This is a genomic window from Streptomyces sp. NPDC026500 (genome assembly GCF_055567635.1).
In genome coordinates, this window is sequence record NZ_JBVHQB010000021.1 from 125,600 (window position 1) to 144,191 (window position 18,592).

Below are 18,592 nucleotides of genomic sequence, written 5' to 3' on the forward strand. Positions count from 1 at the left end.
TACGACGACCGACGGGAGCGACGCGATGACCGACGTCACGACAACCACCGGGAACACCGGGGCCGGTACGACCGACAGCACGGCAACCACCGCCGGTGATGCGGGAGTCAACCCCGTCTTCTCCGTGCGCAACCTGTGGAAGGTCTTCGGTCCGAAGGCCGACCGCGTCCCCGGCGACCCCGAGCTCGCCTCCCTCGACGCCGCCGAGCTGCGCGCCGCCACCGGCTGCACCGCCGCCGTCCGTGACGTCGGTTTCGACGTGCACAAGGGCGAGGTCTTCGTCGTCATGGGCCTGTCCGGCTCGGGCAAGTCCACGCTCGTGCGCTGCCTCACCCGGCTGATCGAGCCCACCTCGGGCCGCCTGTCGATCGACGGCGAGGACGTCCTCGCGATGGACAAGGCCCGGCTGCGCGAACTGCGCCGCCACCGAGCCGCCATGGTCTTCCAGCACTTCGGCCTGCTGCCGCACCGCTCGGTGCTCGACAACGTCGCCTACGGCCTGGAGATCCAGGGTGTCTCGCGTGACGAACGCCGGGCGAAGGCCACCGAGGTCGTCGCCAAGGTCGGTCTGGAGGGTATGGAGCAGCGCAGGCCCGGACAGCTGTCCGGCGGTCAGCAGCAGCGCGTGGGGCTGGCCCGCGCACTCGCCGTCGACCCCGAAGTCCTGCTCTTCGACGAACCGTTCAGCGCGCTCGACCCGATGATCCGGCGCGACATGCAGGAAGAGGTCGTCCGGCTGCACCGCGAGGAGGGCCGCACGATGGTCTTCATCACCCATGACCTGACCGAGGCCCTGCGCCTCGGCGACCGCATCGCCCTGATGCGCGACGGCCGGATCGTCCAGCTCGGCACCCCCGAGGAGATCGTCGGCTCCCCGGCCGACGCCTACGTCCGCGAGTTCGTCCGCGACGTGCCCCGCGAGCAGGTCATGACGGTCCGCACGGTCATGCGGGCCGGGGACTGCGGAGGTCCGGACCACCCCGGCGCGCTCGCCCCCGACACCGTGGTCGCCGACGCCATCAAGGCCGTCGCCCGCACGGGCCGGGCCGCCTGCGTCGTACGGGACGGCCGCTGCCTCGGCGTCGTCGACCACGAGCGGCTGCTCCACGTCGTCGCCGGGTCGGACCTTCGAGACAGGTCGACCATTCGAGACGGCTCGGACCCGCGCTCCGGCTCGGACCCGCACGCAGACTCGGACCCGCGCACCGACTTGGATCCGGACCCCGACCCGGACTCGCGCAAGGAGGCGGTGTGATGGCCGCAGTCACCGCGTCCGCTCCCCGTACGGTCCTTCCCCGGCGCCTCAGGCATCCGGCCGTCGGCAAGCTCCTGCTGCTCGCGGCCGTCGCGGCGGTCCTCGTGCCCCTCGCCAACGCCCGCTGGGCCGGTGGCAGTTGGCCGCACGCGCTGACCGTCGACCTGACCGGACCGCTCGGCGGAGCCGGCGACTGGATCATCGACAACCGTGACAGCCACCCACTGTTCCTGTACTTCTTCGGTTACGTCAGCAACGCCGTCGTCCTCTCCGTACGCGCCGTCTATCTGCTGCTCCTCGCGGCCGGCTGGGCCGGAGTGACCGCCGTGGCCGCTCTCGTGGCCTGGCGGGCCGCGGGCGTACGGCTGGCCCTCGGCACCGGCGCCGCGATCCTCGCCTGTGGACTGCTCGGCATGTGGGTGCCCACCATGCAGACGCTGGCCGTCATGGTGGTCGCCGTGTTCGCCTCCGTCGTCCTGGGCGCGCTGCTCGGCCTCGCCGCCGGGCTCTCCGACCGCACCCACCGCGCGCTGCGCCCCGTCCTCGACACCATGCAGGTGCTCCCGGCGTTCGCGTATCTGCTGCCCGTCGTGCTGGTCTTCGGCATCGGCGTCCCCGCGGCCGTGCTCGCCACCGTCGTCTACGCCGCCCCACCCATGGCCCGCCTCACCGCGCTCGGCCTGCGCGACGCGGACGAGGGCGTGATGGAGGCCGTCGCCTCGCTCGGCGCCACGGCCCGCCAGCGGCTGCTCACCGCCCGCCTCCCGCTGGCCCGCAAGGAACTCCTCCTCGGCCTCAACCAGACGATCATGATGGCGCTGTCCATGGCCGTCATCGCCTCCGTGATCGGCGCCGGCGGTCTCGGCGACCGCGTCTACCAGGCCCTCGCCTCCGTGGACGTGGGTGCCGCGCTCGCCGCCGGCATTCCGATCGTCCTCCTCGCCGTCGTCCTCGACCGGGTCACGGCCGCGGCGGGCGAACGGCTCGGAGAGGCCCGCACGAACACTCCCTGGCTGTACGCGGCCGCCGCCGCCGTGGCCGTCGCGGTCGCCGGACGTCTCGTGGGTCGGCTGGACTGGCCCGACGCGTGGGTGGTGAACATCGCCGAGCCCGTGAACAGCGCCGTCGACTGGATGACCGGCCACCTCTACTCCGGCGTCCCCTACATCGGCGGCACCGCCGACTGGGCGGGCCACTTCACCACCTGGGTCCTCGACCCGCTCCGGGACGGTCTGCAGTGGCTGCCCTGGTGGGCCGTGCTGCTCGTCGTCGCCGCCCTCGCCTGGCTGATCGGCACCTGGCGCACCGCGCTCACCGCCGTCCTCGCCATGGCCGCGATCGGCGTGCTGGGCGCGTGGAAGCCGTCCCTCGACACGCTCTCCCAGGTGCTCGCCGCGGTCGCCGTGACCCTCGTGCTCGGCTTCGCCACCGGGATCGCGGCCGCGCGCAGCGAACGGTTCGAGCGTCTGCTGCGGCCCGTCCTCGACGTCTTCCAGACCATGCCGCAGTTCGTGTACCTCATTCCCGTGGTCGCGCTGTTCGGCGTCGGCCGCGCACCCGCCGTCGCCGCCGCGGTCGTCTACGCGTTGCCCGCCGTGGTCCGCATCACCACCCAGGGGCTGCGCGCCGTCGACCCGGCCGCACTGGAGGCCGCCCGCTCCCTCGGAGCGACCCCCGTGCAGCAACTGCGCCAGGTCCAACTGCCGTTGGCCCGGCCCGCGCTGCTGCTCGCCGTCAACCAGGGCGTCGTCCTGGTCCTCGCCGTCGTCATCATCGGCGGCCTGGTCGGCGGTGGCGCGCTCGGCTACGACGTCGTGTTCGGCCTCGCTCAGGGCGATCTGGCCACCGGCCTGGTCGCGGGCGCCGCGATCGTCTGCCTCGGCCTGATGCTCGACCGGGTGACCCAGCCGACCGAACGCCGTGCGAAGAAGGGAGCCTGACATGCGCGTCCGTACGACATCCGCGCTGGCCGGCGCATCGGCCCTGCTGCTGCTCACCGGCTGCGGCGCCGCCGACATGACCAAGCAGGCCTCGCCCTTCGCGAACGCCCGGGGCGCCAGGACGGTCACCCTGTCCGTGCAGTCCTGGGTCGGCGCCCAGTCGAACGTGGCCGTGGCGCAGTACCTCCTCGAACATGAGATGGGCTATCGCGTCGACACCGTCCAGGTCGACGAGGTGCCCGCCTGGGACGCGCTCAGCCAGGGCCGTGTCGACGCGATCCTGGAGGACTGGGGCCACCCCGACCAGGAGAAGCGATACGTCGAGGACAAGAAGACGATCGCGCCCGGCGGGAACCTGGGCGTGACCGGGCACATCGGCTGGTACGTCCCGACGTACTTCGCGAAGCAGCACCCCGACGTGACGGACTGGAAGCACCTCGACAAGTACGCGGGCCGACTGCGCACGCCCGAGAGCGGCGGCAAGGGCCAGCTCCTCGACGGTTCCCCGTCGTACGTCACCAACGACAAGGCGCTGGTGAACAACCTGCACCTGAACTACCAGGTCGTGTTCGCCGGTTCGGAGGCCGCACAGATCACGCAGATGAAGCAGTTCGCGAAGGAGCGGAAGCCGTTCCTCACGTACTGGTACTCCCCGCAGTGGCTCTTCGAGAAGGTCCCCATGACCGAGGTGAAGCTGCCCGCCTACAAGGACGGCTGTGACGCCGACGCGGCGAAGGTCGCGTGCGCGTACCCGCACACCCCGCTGCGGAAGTACCTCAACGCCGACTTCGCGAAGACCGGCGGCAGGGCCGCCGCCTTCCTGAAGAACTTCAAGTGGACCACCGCCGACCAGAACGAGGTCTCCTTGATGATCGCCAACGACAAGCTGACGCCTCAGGAGGCGGCGAAGAAGTGGGTGGAGCACCACGCCTCCACATGGCGGGCGTGGCTTCCGGCGTAGTCGCCGCGGCCCTGTACGGCCGTGGGGCGGATGCCGGAAGCGGCACCCGCGGCTCTGTACGGCCGTGGGGCGGATGCCAGAGGTGGCACCCGCCCCACGGGGAGCGGCAATGCGCCGACGGTCCGCGCGGGGCGGCCATGACGCCCGGGCGGCGGCGCCAAGCAACGCGCCGTCGCCGGACAGGGCGTCCGCCGACCTACCTCAGCTCCGCCGCGATGTCCCGCAGTGCCTCCGCCGCCCGGCGCTGCAAGCCGGGTCCGAACGTGACCCGGGTGGCACCGAGTTCGCCCAGTTCGGCTGCCGTTGCCCCGCCGAGCCGGGCGAACACGTTCACCGGCCCTCGGATGCCGGACCGCAGCAGCGGAAGGACCTCGGGCGGTGCCCCGATCGGATACACACAGTCCGCCCCCGCCGCGACGTACAGCGCGGCCCGCTCGATGGCCCGCCCGGGATCTCCGTCCCCGTGGGCGAAGACATCGACTCGGGCGTTCACGAAGAGCAGGTCCGCCGCCGCGCCCCGCACCTCGGCCAGCCAGTCGGCGTGCCGGGCCGCGTCCTTGAGGACACCGCCCGTGGAGTCCTCAAGGTTGCAGCCGACGGCACCTGCCTCCAGCAACCGCTCCACCAGCTCCTCGGGCGCGAGTCCGTAACCGTCCTCCACATCCGCCGACACCGGCACGTCGACGGCCCGTACGATCCGCGCGACCGCCGCGAACATCTCGTCGGCGGGCGTCTTCCCGTCCGCGTACCCGAGCGAGGCGGCGACCCCCGCGCTCGGTGTGGCGAGCGCGGGGAACCCCGCGTCCACGAACACCCGCGCGCTCGCGGCGTCCCAGGGGCCGGGCAGCACCAGCGGATCGCCCGGCACCCGCCCGTGGTGCAGCGCCCGGAACCTCTCGGCCTTGTTCACCACCGCGTACTCCCCTCCGGGACGCGCGGGGCCGTCACTTGTACTGGCCCGCCCGGTAGTGGCCGGGCACCAGGCGGCAGGTCACGCCGAACCGGTTCCAGGCGTTGATCACCGTGATCGCGGCGATCAACTGGGCCAGCTCGGTCTCCTCGAAGTGCCGAGCCGCGCGCTCGTACACCTCGTCCGGCACGAACCCTTCCGTCAGCACGGTGACGGCCTCGGTCAGCTCGATCGCCGCGAGCTCCTTCTCCGTGTAGAAGTGCCGCGATTCCTCCCACGCGCCGAGCTGCACGATCCGCTCCACGCTCTCACCCGCGGCCAGCGCGTCCTTGGTGTGCATGTCGAGGCAGAACGCGCAGTGGTTCAGCTGCGAGGCACGGATCTTCACCAGCTCCAGGAGCACGGGGTCCACCCCGCGCCGGGCCGCCGCGTCGAGCCTGACCATCGCCTTGTAGACGTCGGGGGCGAGCTCGGCCCAGTGGAGTCGCGGGGTGTGTTCCGGCGCGTACCGCTCGCTCTCGGCGTCGCTCGTCGTGTTCGGCGCCGTGCTCTTCGCGGCGCCGGTCGCGGTGTTCGGCGCGGTGCTGGTCGTGGTCGTCCGCGTGGTCGTCTCCTGTGTCGTCATGCCATCGACCCTACGAGGGGAGTAGCCCAGGAGTATGGTCCATTTCCATGGCGAGAACATGGGCCACTTTGGGCGTCGACCTTCATGTCGAGCCGACCGGATCGGGGGTCCGCAAAGGGCTGACGGACGCGTTGCGCGAGGCGGTCCGCAGCGGTCGGCTGGCCCCCGGAACCCGCCTCCCGTCCTCCCGTTCGCTCGCCACCGACCTGGGCGTCGCCCGCAACACGGTCGCCGAGGCCTACGCCGACCTCGTCGCCGAGGGCTGGCTCACCGCCCGCCAGGGCTCGGGCACGAAAGTGGCCGAGCGGAGCGTCGTACGACCGGCGCCGGAGGCCGCGCCGCGCCGCCGAGAACAGGGCCGTCCCCCGTACGACCTCGTCCCCGGCACCCCCGACCTCGCGTCCTTCCCGCGCACCGCCTGGCTCAAGGCGGCCCGCCGCGCGCTGGCCCGCGCCCCGCACGACGCCTTCGGCTACGGCGATCCACGCGGCCGCCCGGAACTGCGCGCCGCCCTCGCCGTCTATCTCTCCCGCGCCCGGGGCGTCCGCGCCGACCCGGAGCGCATCGTGATCTGCTCCGGCTTCTCGGACGGCCTGACGCTGCTCGGCGCGGTCCTGCGCCGGCGGGGTCTGCGCTCGCTGGCCGTGGAGTCGTACGGCCTGGACGTGCACTGGAATCTGCTGCACCGGTCGGGCCTGCGCACCACCCCTCTGCCCTTCGACGAACTCGGTACCGACACAAGCGACATGACGGGTGTACGAGCCGTACTGCTCACCCCCGCCCACCAGTTCCCGATGGGTGTGCCGCTGCATCCGGACCGCCGGGCCGCCGTCGTCGACTGGGCCCGCCGCACCGGCGGGCTCGTACTGGAGGACGACTACGACGGCGAGTTCCGCTACGACCGGCAGCCCATCGGCGCGTTGCAGGGCCTGGACCCCGACCACGTGGTCCATCTGGGCACCGCGAGCAAGTCGCTGGCGCCCGCGCTGCGCCTCGGCTGGCTGGTCCTGCCGCCGTCCCTCGCGGATGAGGTCATCTCCCTGAAAGGGGAGGGCGGTTGGTCCACCGGAGCGCTGGACCAGCTGACCCTGGCGGAGTTCATCACCTCCGGCGCCTACGACCGCCACGTCCGCGCCGCCCGCCTGCGCTACCGGCGCCGCCGGGACGCCCTCGTCGCCGCGCTCGCCACCCGTGCCCCCGCCGTGCACGCCACCGGCATCGCCGCCGGACTGCACGCCGTGCTCCAACTGCCGCCGGGCACCGAGCAGTCGGTCGTCCAGGCCGCCGCCTGGCAGGGCCTCGCCGTCCACGGCCTCTCCCGCCATCGCCATCCCGACGCCCTCGCCCCGCCCCAGGACGCCCTGGTCGTCGGCTACGGCACACCGCCGGATCACGCCTGGTCGGGCGCACTGGACGCACTGTGCCGAGCACTTCCCTGAAGCCGGGATCCCCGTTCGTGAGGGCTCTGGAGACTCTTGAAAGCTCTTGAAGGCTCTTGACGGTTCCTGAGGCGCGCTCCGGGTGGCCCACCACCGGGAGACCGACCCCTCGCGAACCTCTACCCCTCGCGGAACCTCTTCGCCTTCCGCGCTTCCTCCGCCTCCGCGTCTCCCTCCGCCTCCGTCGCCTCCGCCGGGGCGGACGCAGGCGTCTCCGCACCCGGTGCCTCGCCGAACCGCGCCAGGGCCAGGGCCCCCGCCACAGCCACCGCGAAACCGAGAACCGCCAGCCAGGACAATCCCTCGCGCGTACGGTCGCCCAGCCACACCACCCCCACCAGCGCGGGCCCGATGGTCTCCCCGATGACCAGCCCGGCGGTGGCCGTCGTCACCGAACCCCGTTCCAGGGCCGTGGTGAGCAGCAGGAACGCCGCCCCGCCGCCGATCAGCAGCGCGTAGGTCGCCGGATTGGCCAGCAGCCTCCCGGGATCGAGGTCCTCGATCAGCCGCACCGCCACCTCGACCACCCCGAACCCGAACCCGGCCCCGAGTCCCAGCGCGAGCGCCCGCCCCTTGTCGGGCAGCCGTCCGCCGACCAGCCCCAGCACCAGGACGGCCAAAGACGTCCCCAGCGTCGCGTACTTCAAGGCCAGGGACCCCGTCCGGTCCCCCTCCGTCCCGGACGCCAGCCCCAGCATCGCGAGCCCCGCGCACACCACCGCCACCGCGCCCCACTCGACCCGGCTCAGCCGCACATGGAGCAGCCGCGAGGCGACCACCGCGGTGACGGCCAGGCTCGCGGCGAGGGCGGCGCCGACGGCGTAGATCGGAAGCGACCGCAGCGCGATGATCTGCAGCAGGAACCCGACGCCGTCGAGGCCCAGTCCCGCCAGATAACGCCACTGCCGCAGCGCCCGCAGCAGCAGTGCCGCCGCACCGCCGGCCCCGCCGCCCGTCCCGCCCCCGCCCGCGGCCCGCGCGGCCATCGCCTGCAGAACCGTCGCCGTACCGAAACAGACCGAGGCACCAAGGGCGCACACCATTCCAAAGAGCACGAAGTGACTGTAGGGGAAGGTGCGTCGCCGGGGGTCACTGCGGGTGCGCCGTACCCGATCTCTAATCTGTTCCCCTCACCGAACGTGAACAGAACAAACGGGGGAAACGGACATGGCAGACGTACGACGCCAACTGCGCTCGGGCACGGTCGTCCTCGGCGGCATGGGACTTCTCGCGGCGGCGCTCACCGCCTGCTCCGCGGACCCCGACAAGCGCTGCGTCGACCGCGACAGCTACCACCTCGGCAAGGGCTACAAGGTCGTCGCCGACAAGAACTGCGATTCCACCAAGACCTCGGCCAACAGCGTCTGGTACTACGGCGGGCAGAAGAAGAGCGGCTGGATCGACGACGGCTCCTTCACCGAGCCCCGGAGCTCAGGCGGTTCCGGTGGCAGCCACGGCGGCGTCCACCGCGGCGGCTTCGGCGGCGGCAAGGGCAGCTCCGGCGGCTGATCCCGCGGGCGCCCTCCGACCGGACGCCGCGCCCGCACCCAGCGCGTCCGCCGCCCGTACCCGGCGCGCGCCGCCGCGCGAACGCAGCGCGTCCGCCGCGCTCGCACGCAGCGCACCAAGACCCGCCCGCCGCGCCGCTTCTCGCGCCGCGTCCGTACCTCCCGCCGCGCCCCCGAACAGAGAACGCACACCCCCATGGAACGCCGCACCATCACACCCCGCCCCGGCTGGCAGCGGACCGTCGAGCAGCAAGGGCTCGTCTACCCGCTCACCCGCCATCCCGACGACTCCCTGCGCCCCTACTGGGACGAGAGCGCCTACTACGCCTTCTCGCTGCCCGAGGTGGAGGCGCTGGAGGAGGTCGTCGAGGAACTGCACGCCATGTGCCTGACGGCGGCCGGTCACATCGTCGAGCGGGGACGTTTCGCCGACCTCGGCATCGACGATCCGCGGGTCGCGGCGGCCGTCGCCGAGGCCTGGCACCGGCGTGCCGAACTCCCGTCCGTCTACGGCCGTTTCGACCTCCGCTACGACGGCACGGGCCCGGCGAAGCTCCTTGAGTACAACGCCGACACGCCGACCTCGCTGGTCGAGGCCGCGAGCCCCCAGTGGTTCTGGATGGAGGACCGCTTCCCCGGCGCCGACCAGTGGAACTCCCTCCACGAACGCCTCGTCGCCGCCTGGAAGAAACAGGGCGCCCTCCTCCCGCCGGGCAGCCCGCTCTACTTCGCGCACTCCGCCGAGGACGAACTCGGCGAGGACCTGATGACGGTCGCCTACCTCAAGGAGACCGCGGAACAGGCCGGCCTCGACACCGACTGGATCTCCATGGAGGAGATCGGCTGGGACCCGCTCTCCGGCCGCTTCGTCGACAACAGACTCGGCTTCATCCGCAGCTGCTTCAAGCTCTACCCCTGGGAATGGCTGGCCTCCGACGAATTCGCCGACCATGTCCTGGACACCCTCGACAACGGCGGCGGCACGGGCACGACCCTGTGGATCGAGCCGGCCTGGAAGATGCTCCTCTCCAACAAGGCCCTCCTCGCCATCCTCTGGGAGCTCTACCCGGACCACCCGAACCTCCTCCCCGCCTACCTCGACGGCCCCCGCGAGCTGGCCCGTACGAACGGGTACGTCGCCAAGCCCCTTCTCGGCCGCGAGGGCGCCGGCGTGACGATCCACGAACCCGGCGCCGCGCCCGTCGTACGCGAAGAGGCCTGCTGCTACCAGGAGCTGGCACCGCTCCCGTCCTTCGACGGCAACCGTGTCGTCCTCGGCGCCTGGGTCGTCGAGGACGAGTCGGCGGGCCTCGGCATCCGGGAGTCCTCCGGTCCGATCACGGACGAGTACGCCCGCTTCCTGCCCCACGTGATCCTCTAGCGCCGGGTCCGGGCGGGTCCGGGGCGGGTCCTGGCATGTCCCCGCGGTCCCGGCAGGGCCGGGGCGGGCCCTGTGTCTACGCCCCCAGCACGGCGCGCAGCTGGGCCAGCCCCCAGTCCAGGTCCTCCTTGCCGATGACCAGGGGCGGGGCGATCCGGACGGTGACGCCGTGGGTGTCCTTCACGAGGACGCCCCGGTCCATCAGCCTCTCCGAGATCTCCCGGCCCGTGCCGTACGACGGGGCGATGTCGACGCCCGCCCACAACCCGCGCCCGCGCACCGCGGTGACATGACCGGAGTCCTTCAACAGGCCCAGCTCACGGTGCAGATGCTCACCGAGTTCGGCCGCCCGCCGCTGGTACTCGCCCGACCGCAGCATCGCGATCACCTCCAGCGCCACCGCGCAGGCCAGCGGATTCCCGCCGAACGTCGAGCCGTGCTCCCCGGGCCGGAACACCCCGAGCACCTCCGCGCTCGACACCACCGCCGACACCGGCACCACCCCGCCGCCGAGTGCCTTCCCGAGGACGTACACGTCCGGCACCACACCCTCGTGCTCGCACGCGAACGTACGGCCGGTCCGCCCCAGCCCCGACTGGATCTCGTCCGCGACGAACAGCACGTCGCGCTCCAGCGTCAGCTCGCGCACGGCCGGCAGGTAACCGGCCGGCGGCACCAGCACCCCCGCCTCCCCCTGGATCGGTTCGAGCAGGACGGCCACCGTGTTCTCCGTGACCGCCGCCCGCATGGCCGTCAGGTCCCCGTACGGCACGATCTCGAATCCCGGTGTGTACGGGCCGAAGTCGGCCCGTGCCTCCGGGTCCGTCGAGAAACTGATGACCGTCGTCGTACGCCCGTGGAAGTTGTTGCCCGCGACCACGATCTTCGCCATCTCGGCGGGGACGCCCTTGACCCGGTACCCCCACTTCCGGGCCGTCTTCACCGCTGTCTCCACCGCCTCCACCCCGGTGTTCATCGGCAGCACCATCTCCATGCCGCACAGCGCCGCCAGCTCCCGGCAGAAGTCCGCGAACCGGTCGTGGTGGAACGCCCGCGACGTCAGCGTCACCCGGTCCATCTGGGCTTTCGCCGCCTCGATCAGCCGCCGGTTGCCGTGGCCGAAATTCAGCGCCGAGTATCCGGCCAGCATGTCGAGGAAGCGGCGCCCCTCGACATCCGTCATCCAGGCTCCGTCCGCCGTCGCCACGACGACCGGCAGCGGGTGGTAGTTGTGCGCGCTGTGCGCTTCGGCCGAGGCGATGAACGCCTCCGTCGTCTCCCTGGCATCCATGGCGGTCACGGGATCTCCGTTCTCTGACGAGCGGCACCGGGGAGTGGAGCGGCCTTCTCCGGCACGCCGCACGGCGCGTTCTCCCCGGGCGCGGGGACGTGTCGCCCGCGCGGGGACGGGCTGGTGGCCTATTTCCTATCGTCGCTCGCATGGTGGACGGGGGACCCCGGTGATCCGGCGCGCCCGGTAGGCTGACCGGCGGGGCCGTGACTGGCGCGCTGGGATGGGACCGACCATCGGGGAGCGGCACCCACGCTGTGGCTTTCCCGGGGCGATCCCCGGACCTCTGAACGGAGAAGCAGACCGTCGTGAGGGGCCCGGAGTGTCCGGGCGGGGAGTCGTGGCAACCGAGTGCCGTGCGCCTGGGCCGACCCGTGAACGCTGAACGCCACGTCCGGAGGCCGTCATGCCAGAGCCCCTTTCCACCGAGTCCACCGCCTTCCGCAGCGCCCTCGACGTGATCCGGGCCGTGGAGCCCCGCGTCGCCGACGCCATCGGCCAGGAACTCGCCGACCAGCGCGACATGCTCAAACTGATCGCCTCCGAGAACTACGCCTCCCCGGCCACCCTCCTGGCCATGGGCAACTGGTTCAGCGACAAGTACGCCGAGGGCACCGTCGGCCGCCGCTTCTACGCCGGCTGCCGCAACGTGGACACCGTCGAGGCACTCGCCGCCGAGCACGCCCGCGAACTGTTCGGCGCCGAGCACGCCTACGCCCAGCCGCACTCCGGCATCGACGCCAACCTCGTCGCCTTCTGGGCCGTCCTCGCCGCCCGGGTCGAGGCCCCGGCCCTCGCCGAGGCCGGCGTCCGCAACGTCAACGACCTCTCCGAGGCCGACTGGGCCGAACTGCGACAGGCGTTCGGCAACCAGCGCATGCTCGGGATGTCCCTGGACGCCGGCGGCCATCTCACCCACGGCTTCCGCCCGAACATCTCAGGCAAGATGTTCGACCAGCGCTCCTACGGCACCGACCCCGCCACCGGTCTCATCGACTACGAGGCCCTGCGCACCTCCGCCCGCGAGTTCAAGCCGCTGATCCTTGTCGCCGGCTACTCCGCCTACCCCCGCCTGGTGAACTTCCGCATCATGCGGGAGATCGCCGACGAGGTCGGTGCCACCCTCATGGTCGACATGGCGCACTTCGCCGGTCTGGTCGCGGGCAAGGTCCTCACCGGTGACTTCGACCCGGTCCCGCACGCCCAGATCGTCACCACCACCACGCACAAGTCGCTGCGCGGCCCGCGCGGCGGCATGGTCCTGTGCGACGAGACCCTCGCCGAGCAGGTCGACCGCGGCTGCCCGATGGTGCTCGGCGGCCCCCTTCCGCACGTCATGGCGGCCAAGGCCGTCGCGCTCGCCGAGGCCCGCCGCCCCGAGTTCCGCGACTACGCCCAGGCCGTCGTCGACAACTCCCGCGCGCTGGCCGAGGGTCTGATGCGCCGCGGCGCCACCCTGGTCACCGGTGGTACCGACAACCACCTCAACCTCATCGACGTCGCCTCCTCCTACGGCCTGACCGGCCGCCAGGCCGAGTCCGCCCTGCTCGACTCGGGCATCGTCACCAACCGCAACGCCATCCCCGCCGACCCCAACGGCGCCTGGTACACCTCCGGTATCCGGATCGGCACCCCCGCGCTGACCACCCGTGGTCTCGGCCAGACCGAGATGGACGAGATCGCCGGTCTGATCGACCGCGTCCTCACCGCCGCCGAGCCCGGCACCACCGCCAAGGGCGCCCCGTCCAAGGCCCAGCACGTCCTGGACGCGAAGATCTCCGACGAGATCGCGCACCGCGCCACCGACCTGCTGGCTCCGTTCCCGCTCTACCCGGAGATCGACCTCGGCTGACGCACGGCACCGGCGCCGGACCTCACCCGGCGCCGGACCGGACCGGAGCGAGCACGGGCCGTCCGACCCGAGGCAGCTCGGGCCGGGTCGGCCGGTCACGGGAGTTCGATCAGCTCCTGGTGCGGCCCCAGCAGCGGCCCGGCATTCTCGCGCCGGGCCCGGACCGCCGCGTGGCAGATGAACCACGCGGCCCCGGCGCCGAGCGCCACGCCCGCCGCGAGTCCGGGCACCGCCCAGAACGCCGGGTCCACCTCCACCCTGGCGGCGGACCCGGCCGACCCGGAGCCGAAGAGCCTTCCGTCCTTCATCAGCTCGTCGAACACCGAGCGCGGCGCCGGATGCCAGCGGATGTCGTGGTTCATCGAGTCCGGCGACAGATTCGACCGCACCCACGGCGTACCGTCCAGGGCGAGGTACACCTGGTCCTGGCGCTCGATGATGACATCACCGTCGCGTGTCCGATGGGCGGTCTGTGTTCCGTCCCCGGGACCCGTGACCCCCCAGATCACCGTGGCCTGCGGTTCGGGGAGGTGGCCGTCCTTCCACCCGTCGGGCGCTTTCTCCGTTCCCGTGTACCGGGGCGACAGCAGCCGCCACAGCCGTCCGAAGTCCGGGTCCTCGTTGTGCAGGGTGGTCGTCCGTCCCGTGTCGCCGGCGATGGTCAGGGCGACGTCCGGGCTGTCCCCCGTGGAGCGCTGAGCGGCGCTCTCCCGGACCGCCGGTGAGACCACCGGCCGGCTCGCCGCCGGGCCGGCCACGGCGCACGGTGCCGCCGACACCACCGCCGCGGCGGTCGCCGCCAGCGCCCCCACCACCGTGACCAGTTCACGAAGCCCGCGCATGGAACCCCCAACCGGCCGGCGTAGAGCCGACCAGCACGCCGTTGTGCCGATTTCTGGGTGCACCGCTGGACACGCCGGGGTCCCCCTCGACGGCGACGTCCGAGCAGCGCTCCGCCCTGCCGAATCCGGTTACCAGGCGGTTCGGCATTCTTAAGCGCCGGTGACCTCGAAAACACCCCCTCCAGCCGGAACGTCATCTCACCGTTGCACTTCCATGACAGTGAGTGTCAGAAAGCTGCTCAGGTGAGCGAATCGGTCACCTTCTGTGCTGACGAGCCGGAGGCCCGGAAGGCGCGGTTCCCGGAACCGCAGCGCCGGCCCGCCCGGGTCCCATCTCTTTCCGGCCAGTTCCGGAGCGGGCCCCGGCACCTGAGAGAATGGTGAACATGGCCTCTGACAGTCCTCGCGTGCTCTCCGGAATCCAGCCCACGGCAGGCTCGTTCCACCTCGGCAACTACCTCGGTGCCGTCCGTCAGTGGGTGGCGCTCCAGGAGTCCCACGACGCGTTCTACATGGTCGTCGACCTGCACGCGATCACGATTCCGCAGGACCCCGCGGAACTGCGTGCCAACACCCGGCTCGCCGCGGCGCAGTTGCTCGCCGCCGGTCTCGATCCCGAGCGCTGCACGCTCTTCGTCCAGAGCCACGTCCCCGAACACGCGCAGCTCGCCTGGATCATGAACTGCCTCACCGGTTTCGGCGAGGCCGCCCGCATGACGCAGTTCAAGGACAAGTCCGCCAAGCAGGGCGCCGACCGCGCGAGCGTCGGCCTCTTCACGTACCCGGTCCTCCAGGTCGCGGACATCCTGCTGTACCAGGCCAACGAGGTCCCGGTGGGTGAGGACCAGCGCCAGCACATCGAGCTCACGCGCGACCTCGCGGAGCGTTTCAACGGCCGCTTCGGCGAGACGTTCAGGATCCCCAAGCCGTACATCCTCAAGGAGACGGCGAAGATCTTCGATCTCCAGGACCCGTCGATCAAGATGAGCAAGTCGGCGTCGACGCCGAAGGGCCTCATCAATCTGCTCGACGACCCGAAGGCGACCGCCAAGAAGGTCAAGAGCGCGGTCACCGACACGGACACCGTCATCAGGTATGACACGACCGCGAAACCGGGTATCAGCAACCTGCTGACCATCTACTCGACGCTCACGGGGACCGGGATCGGCGAACTGGAGCAGAAGTACACGGGCAAGGGCTACGGAGCGCTGAAAACCGACCTCGCCGAGGTCATGGTCGACTTCGTGACGCCGTTCCGGGAGCGCACCCAGCAGTATCTGGACGATCCGGAGACACTCGACTCGATCCTGGCCAAGGGCGCCGAGAAGGCGCGCGCCGTCGCCGCGGAGACCCTCTCCCAGGCGTACGACAGGGTCGGATTCCTGCCCGCCAAGCACTGACGGCCGAGGCCGCCACCGTATGCGTGGCCGTGCCCCGGCCGAACGGCGGCGGCACGGCCCCCTACCACAGCACCTTCGGCAGTCAGTACGAGACGAGCGCGACACTCGTGCGGCGGGCGATTGCGGGTCATACCGCCGTACAGTCGAAAGCCGGGCGGACCGAGCAACCGCCTCCGCCCGCGCAGCACCACCGAACCGAACAGCCCAGACCATCGACAACGACAGGAGACGACGTGGGGACCGTAACGATCGGCGTGTCGATCGCGGTCCCGGAGCCTCACGGCAGCCTGCTCCAGGAGCGGCGCGCGGGCTTCGGCGACCCCGCGGCTTCCGGCATTCCCACGCACGTCACCCTGCTGCCGCCGACCGAGGTCGAGGACTCGGCGCTGCCCGCGATCGAGGCGCACCTCGTCGAGGTCGCGGCCGCCGGGCGCCCGTTCCCGATGCGGCTGTGCGGCACGGGCACCTTCCGCCCCCTGTCGCCGGTCGTGTACGTACGGGTGGCCGACGGCGCCGAGGCCTGCGCCTGGCTGCAGAAGCAGGTCCGGGACGCCTCGGGACCCGTCGCCCGCGAGCTGCAGTTCCCGTACCACCCGCACGTCACCGTGGCGCACGGCATCGACGACGAGGCGATGGACCACGCCTTCGAGGCGCTCTCCGGGTACGAGGCCGGGTGGCCCTGCACCGGATTCGCGCTCTACGAACAGGGCGCCGACGGCGTGTGGCGCAAGCTCCGCGAGTTCGTCTTCGGCGGCGCCGTGGTGCCCCCGCAGGCGTCCGCGCCCGAGCGGGACACCACCCTGCCGGCGTTCTAGGACGACCGGCCCGTCCGCTCCCGGGTCCCGGTCTCCGGGATTCCCGGGCCACGGCGTCCCGGCCTCCGTGGCCCCCCGCCCTTCGGCGGAACCTCAGATCGGCAGTCGCCGGAACACCGCTCGTGGCGTGTGCCGCAGCACCGACATGACCATCTTGAGTGCCCCCGGCACCCACACGGTCTCGGACCTGCGCCGCAGCCCCAGCTCGATCGCCGCGGCCACCGCCTCCGGAGTGGTCGACAGCGGCACCTTCGCAAGACCGGCCGTCATCCGCGTACGGACGAACCCGGGGCGTACGACCATGACGTGCGCGCCCGTGCCGTACAGGGCGTCCCCGAGACCCTGCGCGAAGGCGTCCAGGCCGGCCTTGCTGGAGCCGTAGATGAAGTTCGAGCGGCGGGCGCGTTCACCCGCGACCGAGGACAGCACCACCAGGGAGCCGTGTCCCTGCGCCTGCAGCGCCCGCGCGCACACCAGGCCGGACGACACCGCGCCCGTGTAGTTGGTCTGCGCGACCCGCACCGCCGCGACCGGTTCCTTCTCGTCCACGGCCTGGTCGCCGAGCACTCCGAAGGCCATCAGCGCCATGTCGATGTCGCCCTCGGCGAAGACCTTGCCGAGCACGGCCTCGTGGGACTCGGGATCGAGGGCGTCGAAGGCGACGGTACGCGCGTCCGCCCCCAGTCGGCGCAACTGCTCGGCGGCCTCCTCCAGGGCGGGCGTCGGCCGGCCCGCGAGCCACACCGTGCGGGTGCGCCGGGTGATCAGCCGGCGCGCGGTGGCCAGCGCGATCTCGGACGTGCCGCCGAGGACCAGCAGGGACTGGGGGATACCGAAAGCGTCCTTCATGACAGCTCCTGGAGACGAGGGAACGAAGACGGGCGGCAGGGAAGGGCGCCCTACAGGCACAGGCGGCGGGACAGGTCCGAGGTGAAGACTCCCCGCGGGTCCAGCTCCTGCCGCAGGGACCGGAACGCGCCGAGCCGCGGATACATGGCGGCCAGCAGTTCGGGCCGCAGCCGCGCGTCCTTGGCGAGGTACACGCGGCCCTCGGCGCTCGCCACCTCCTCGTCCAGCTCGTCGAGGAAGGCGCCGAGGCCCGGCAGGCTCGCCGGGATGTCCAGCGCGAGCGTCCAGCCGGGCACGGGGAAGGACAGCCAGCCCGGGTCGCTCTCCCCGAAGCGCTTCAGGACGGCGAGGAAGGACGGGCAACGGCGCTCGGAGATGCGCCGCACGATCCGGCGCAGGGTCTCCTCGCGGCCGTGTCCGACGACGAACTGGTACTGGACGAAGCCACCGCGCCCGTAGACGCGGTTCCAGTGCGGTACCCCGTCGAGCGGGTGGAAGAAGGCGGGGATCCGCTGGAGTTCACCGGTCCGCGCGCGGGGCGCCTTGCGGTACCAGAGCTCGTTGAAGAGGCCCACCGTCGTCCGCCCGAGGAGTCCCTCCGGAACGAAGGCGGGAGCCGCCGGCAGGCGCGAGGGGCGGAACGCCAGCGGGTGTCTGCGCGCGCGTGGGGGCAGCGAGTCCAGTGGCGCGTGATCGCCGCGGGTCAGGACCGAACGCCCCATCCGTGCGCCGCGCGCGAGGAGATCGATCCAGGCGACCGAGTAGCGGTACCGGTGGTCGGTGGCGGTGAGACGGGCCATCAGGTCGTCCAGGTCCACCGCGCGTTCGGTGTCGACGGACATCAGAGCGGTCTCCACCGGCTGGAGGCGGACGGTCGCCGTGAGGATCACACCGGTCAGGCCCATGCCGCCCGCGGTGGCATCGAAGAGGGGGGTGCCGGGTCCGACCGTCCGGATCTCGCCGTCCGCGGTCAGCAGCTCGAAGGACAGGACGTGGCGGGCGAACGAGCCCGACCCGTGGTGGTTCTTGCCGTGGATGTCCGCGCCGATCGCGCCGCCCACGGTCACATAGCGGGTCCCCGGTGTCACCGGCACGAACCAGCCGAGCGGGAGCAGGACCTCCATGAGCCGGTGCAGGGACACCCCCGCGTCGCACAGGACGGTGCCGCCGCCCACGTCGATGGCGTGGATCCGGTCCAGGCCCGTCATGTCGAGCACCGCCCCGCCCGCGTTCTGCGCGGCATCGCCGTACGCCCGCCCGAGCCCCCGGGCGATCCCTCCGCGTGCCCCGCACTCCCGGACGGCCGTCACCGCCTCCTCGTAGGAGCGCGGGCGGACCAGACGGGCGGTGGTCGCGGCGGTGCGGCCCCAACCCGTGACGGAGACGGTGTCGGCAGGCATGACCATGACCGTAGCGCCGCCAAGGGGGCACAACGGGGCAATCTACCCAGGCCTCACGGGTCCTCACCGAAATGGGTGATTAATGGGATGTCGTTAAAGATGACCGTAGTTCTGCGATCCGTCC

16 protein-coding genes are annotated in these 18,592 nt (G+C 71.9%); 9 read left to right on the forward strand and 7 right to left on the reverse strand.

What is annotated here, in order from left to right:
* Positions 1 to 25: 25 nt before the first annotated feature.
* From ACZ4N5_RS32020 to ACZ4N5_RS32030, 3 genes are read left to right on the forward strand one after another with little or no spacing between them, the layout of a single operon-like run.
* Positions 26 to 1,255: a quaternary amine ABC transporter ATP-binding protein gene (locus ACZ4N5_RS32020; RefSeq protein ID WP_467760569.1), complete on the forward strand. Its 1,230-nt coding sequence runs from the start codon at positions 26 to 28 to the stop codon at positions 1,253 to 1,255.
* Complete coding sequence (locus ACZ4N5_RS32025) at positions 1,255 to 3,195, forward strand: ABC transporter permease (RefSeq protein ID WP_467760523.1); 1,941 nt, start codon at positions 1,255 to 1,257, stop codon at positions 3,193 to 3,195. Before ACZ4N5_RS32020 ends, ACZ4N5_RS32025 begins: the two co-directional genes overlap by 1 nt.
* 1 nt (position 3,196) lies before the next feature.
* Complete coding sequence (locus ACZ4N5_RS32030; protein WP_467760524.1) at positions 3,197 to 4,156, forward strand: ABC transporter substrate-binding protein; 960 nt, start codon at positions 3,197 to 3,199, stop codon at positions 4,154 to 4,156.
* Between the two features lie 196 nt (positions 4,157 to 4,352).
* Here ACZ4N5_RS32030 and ACZ4N5_RS32035 read toward each other — a convergent pair whose 3' ends face one another.
* A complete protein-coding gene (locus ACZ4N5_RS32035) occupies positions 4,353 to 5,066 on the reverse strand; it encodes an isocitrate lyase/PEP mutase family protein (protein ID WP_467760570.1) in 714 nt (237 codons plus the stop codon).
* 34 nt (positions 5,067 to 5,100) lie between these two features.
* Positions 5,101 to 5,691 (reverse strand): carboxymuconolactone decarboxylase family protein, encoded by a 591-nt coding sequence (locus tag ACZ4N5_RS32040; protein WP_467760525.1) that lies wholly within the window; start codon positions 5,689 to 5,691, stop codon positions 5,101 to 5,103.
* Between the two features lie 47 nt (positions 5,692 to 5,738).
* On the opposite strand from ACZ4N5_RS32040, the gene pdxR reads away from it, so the two are divergent.
* A complete protein-coding gene (pdxR, locus tag ACZ4N5_RS32045) occupies positions 5,739 to 7,130 on the forward strand; it encodes a MocR-like pyridoxine biosynthesis transcription factor PdxR (protein WP_467760526.1) in 1,392 nt (463 codons plus the stop codon).
* A 119-nt stretch (positions 7,131 to 7,249) separates the two neighbouring features.
* Here the strand turns inward: pdxR and ACZ4N5_RS32050 are convergent, their stop codons facing one another.
* Positions 7,250 to 8,173 (reverse strand): hypothetical protein, encoded by a 924-nt coding sequence (locus tag ACZ4N5_RS32050; protein ID WP_467760571.1) that lies wholly within the window; start codon positions 8,171 to 8,173, stop codon positions 7,250 to 7,252.
* A 124-nt stretch (positions 8,174 to 8,297) separates the two neighbouring features.
* Here ACZ4N5_RS32050 and ACZ4N5_RS32055 point away from each other — a divergent pair, with 124 nt between their 5' ends.
* Together ACZ4N5_RS32055 and ACZ4N5_RS32060 are read left to right on the forward strand one after the other, a co-directional pair.
* Positions 8,298 to 8,639 (forward strand): hypothetical protein, encoded by a 342-nt coding sequence (locus ACZ4N5_RS32055; RefSeq protein WP_467760527.1) that lies wholly within the window; start codon positions 8,298 to 8,300, stop codon positions 8,637 to 8,639.
* A gap of 195 nt (positions 8,640 to 8,834) precedes the next feature.
* Entirely contained in the window at positions 8,835 to 10,019 is a 1,185-nt protein-coding gene (locus ACZ4N5_RS32060) for a glutathionylspermidine synthase family protein (RefSeq protein ID WP_467760528.1), read from the forward strand.
* A gap of 76 nt (positions 10,020 to 10,095) precedes the next feature.
* On the opposite strand, the gene rocD is transcribed toward ACZ4N5_RS32060, so the two are convergent.
* Positions 10,096 to 11,310: an ornithine--oxo-acid transaminase gene (gene rocD / locus ACZ4N5_RS32065; protein WP_467760572.1), complete on the reverse strand. Its 1,215-nt coding sequence runs from the start codon at positions 11,308 to 11,310 to the stop codon at positions 10,096 to 10,098.
* 406 nt (positions 11,311 to 11,716) lie between these two features.
* Here rocD and ACZ4N5_RS32070 point away from each other — a divergent pair, with 406 nt between their 5' ends.
* Positions 11,717 to 13,162 carry a glycine hydroxymethyltransferase gene (locus ACZ4N5_RS32070; protein WP_467760529.1) on the forward strand — a complete coding sequence of 482 codons (1,446 nt, stop codon included), beginning with the start codon at positions 11,717 to 11,719 and terminating at the stop codon, positions 13,160 to 13,162.
* 95 nt (positions 13,163 to 13,257) lie between these two features.
* Here the strand turns inward: ACZ4N5_RS32070 and ACZ4N5_RS32075 are convergent, their stop codons facing one another.
* Positions 13,258 to 14,004 carry a hypothetical protein gene (locus tag ACZ4N5_RS32075; RefSeq protein WP_467760530.1) on the reverse strand — a complete coding sequence of 249 codons (747 nt, stop codon included), beginning with the start codon at positions 14,002 to 14,004 and terminating at the stop codon, positions 13,258 to 13,260.
* A 386-nt stretch (positions 14,005 to 14,390) separates the two neighbouring features.
* Between ACZ4N5_RS32075 and trpS the strand changes: the two genes are divergently transcribed.
* Both trpS and ACZ4N5_RS32085 read left to right on the forward strand, forming a co-directional pair.
* Positions 14,391 to 15,404, forward strand: a complete 1,014-nt coding sequence (trpS, locus tag ACZ4N5_RS32080; protein ID WP_467760531.1) for a tryptophan--tRNA ligase — start codon at positions 14,391 to 14,393, stop codon at positions 15,402 to 15,404.
* A gap of 233 nt (positions 15,405 to 15,637) precedes the next feature.
* Positions 15,638 to 16,219 carry a 2'-5' RNA ligase family protein gene (locus ACZ4N5_RS32085; RefSeq protein WP_467760532.1) on the forward strand — a complete coding sequence of 194 codons (582 nt, stop codon included), beginning with the start codon at positions 15,638 to 15,640 and terminating at the stop codon, positions 16,217 to 16,219.
* Between the two features lie 93 nt (positions 16,220 to 16,312).
* On the opposite strand, the gene ACZ4N5_RS32090 is transcribed toward ACZ4N5_RS32085, so the two are convergent.
* Positions 16,313 to 17,068, reverse strand: coding sequence for a decaprenylphospho-beta-D-erythro-pentofuranosid-2-ulose 2-reductase (locus tag ACZ4N5_RS32090; RefSeq protein ID WP_467760533.1), 756 nt, complete (start codon positions 17,066 to 17,068; stop codon positions 16,313 to 16,315).
* Positions 17,069 to 17,118: 50 nt separating this feature from the next.
* The gene (locus ACZ4N5_RS32095; RefSeq protein ID WP_467760534.1) at positions 17,119 to 18,468 is read right to left on the reverse strand and encodes an FAD-binding protein; all 1,350 of its coding nucleotides are present in this window, start codon (positions 18,466 to 18,468) and stop codon (positions 17,119 to 17,121) included.
* Between the last annotated feature and the right edge of the window lie 124 nt (positions 18,469 to 18,592).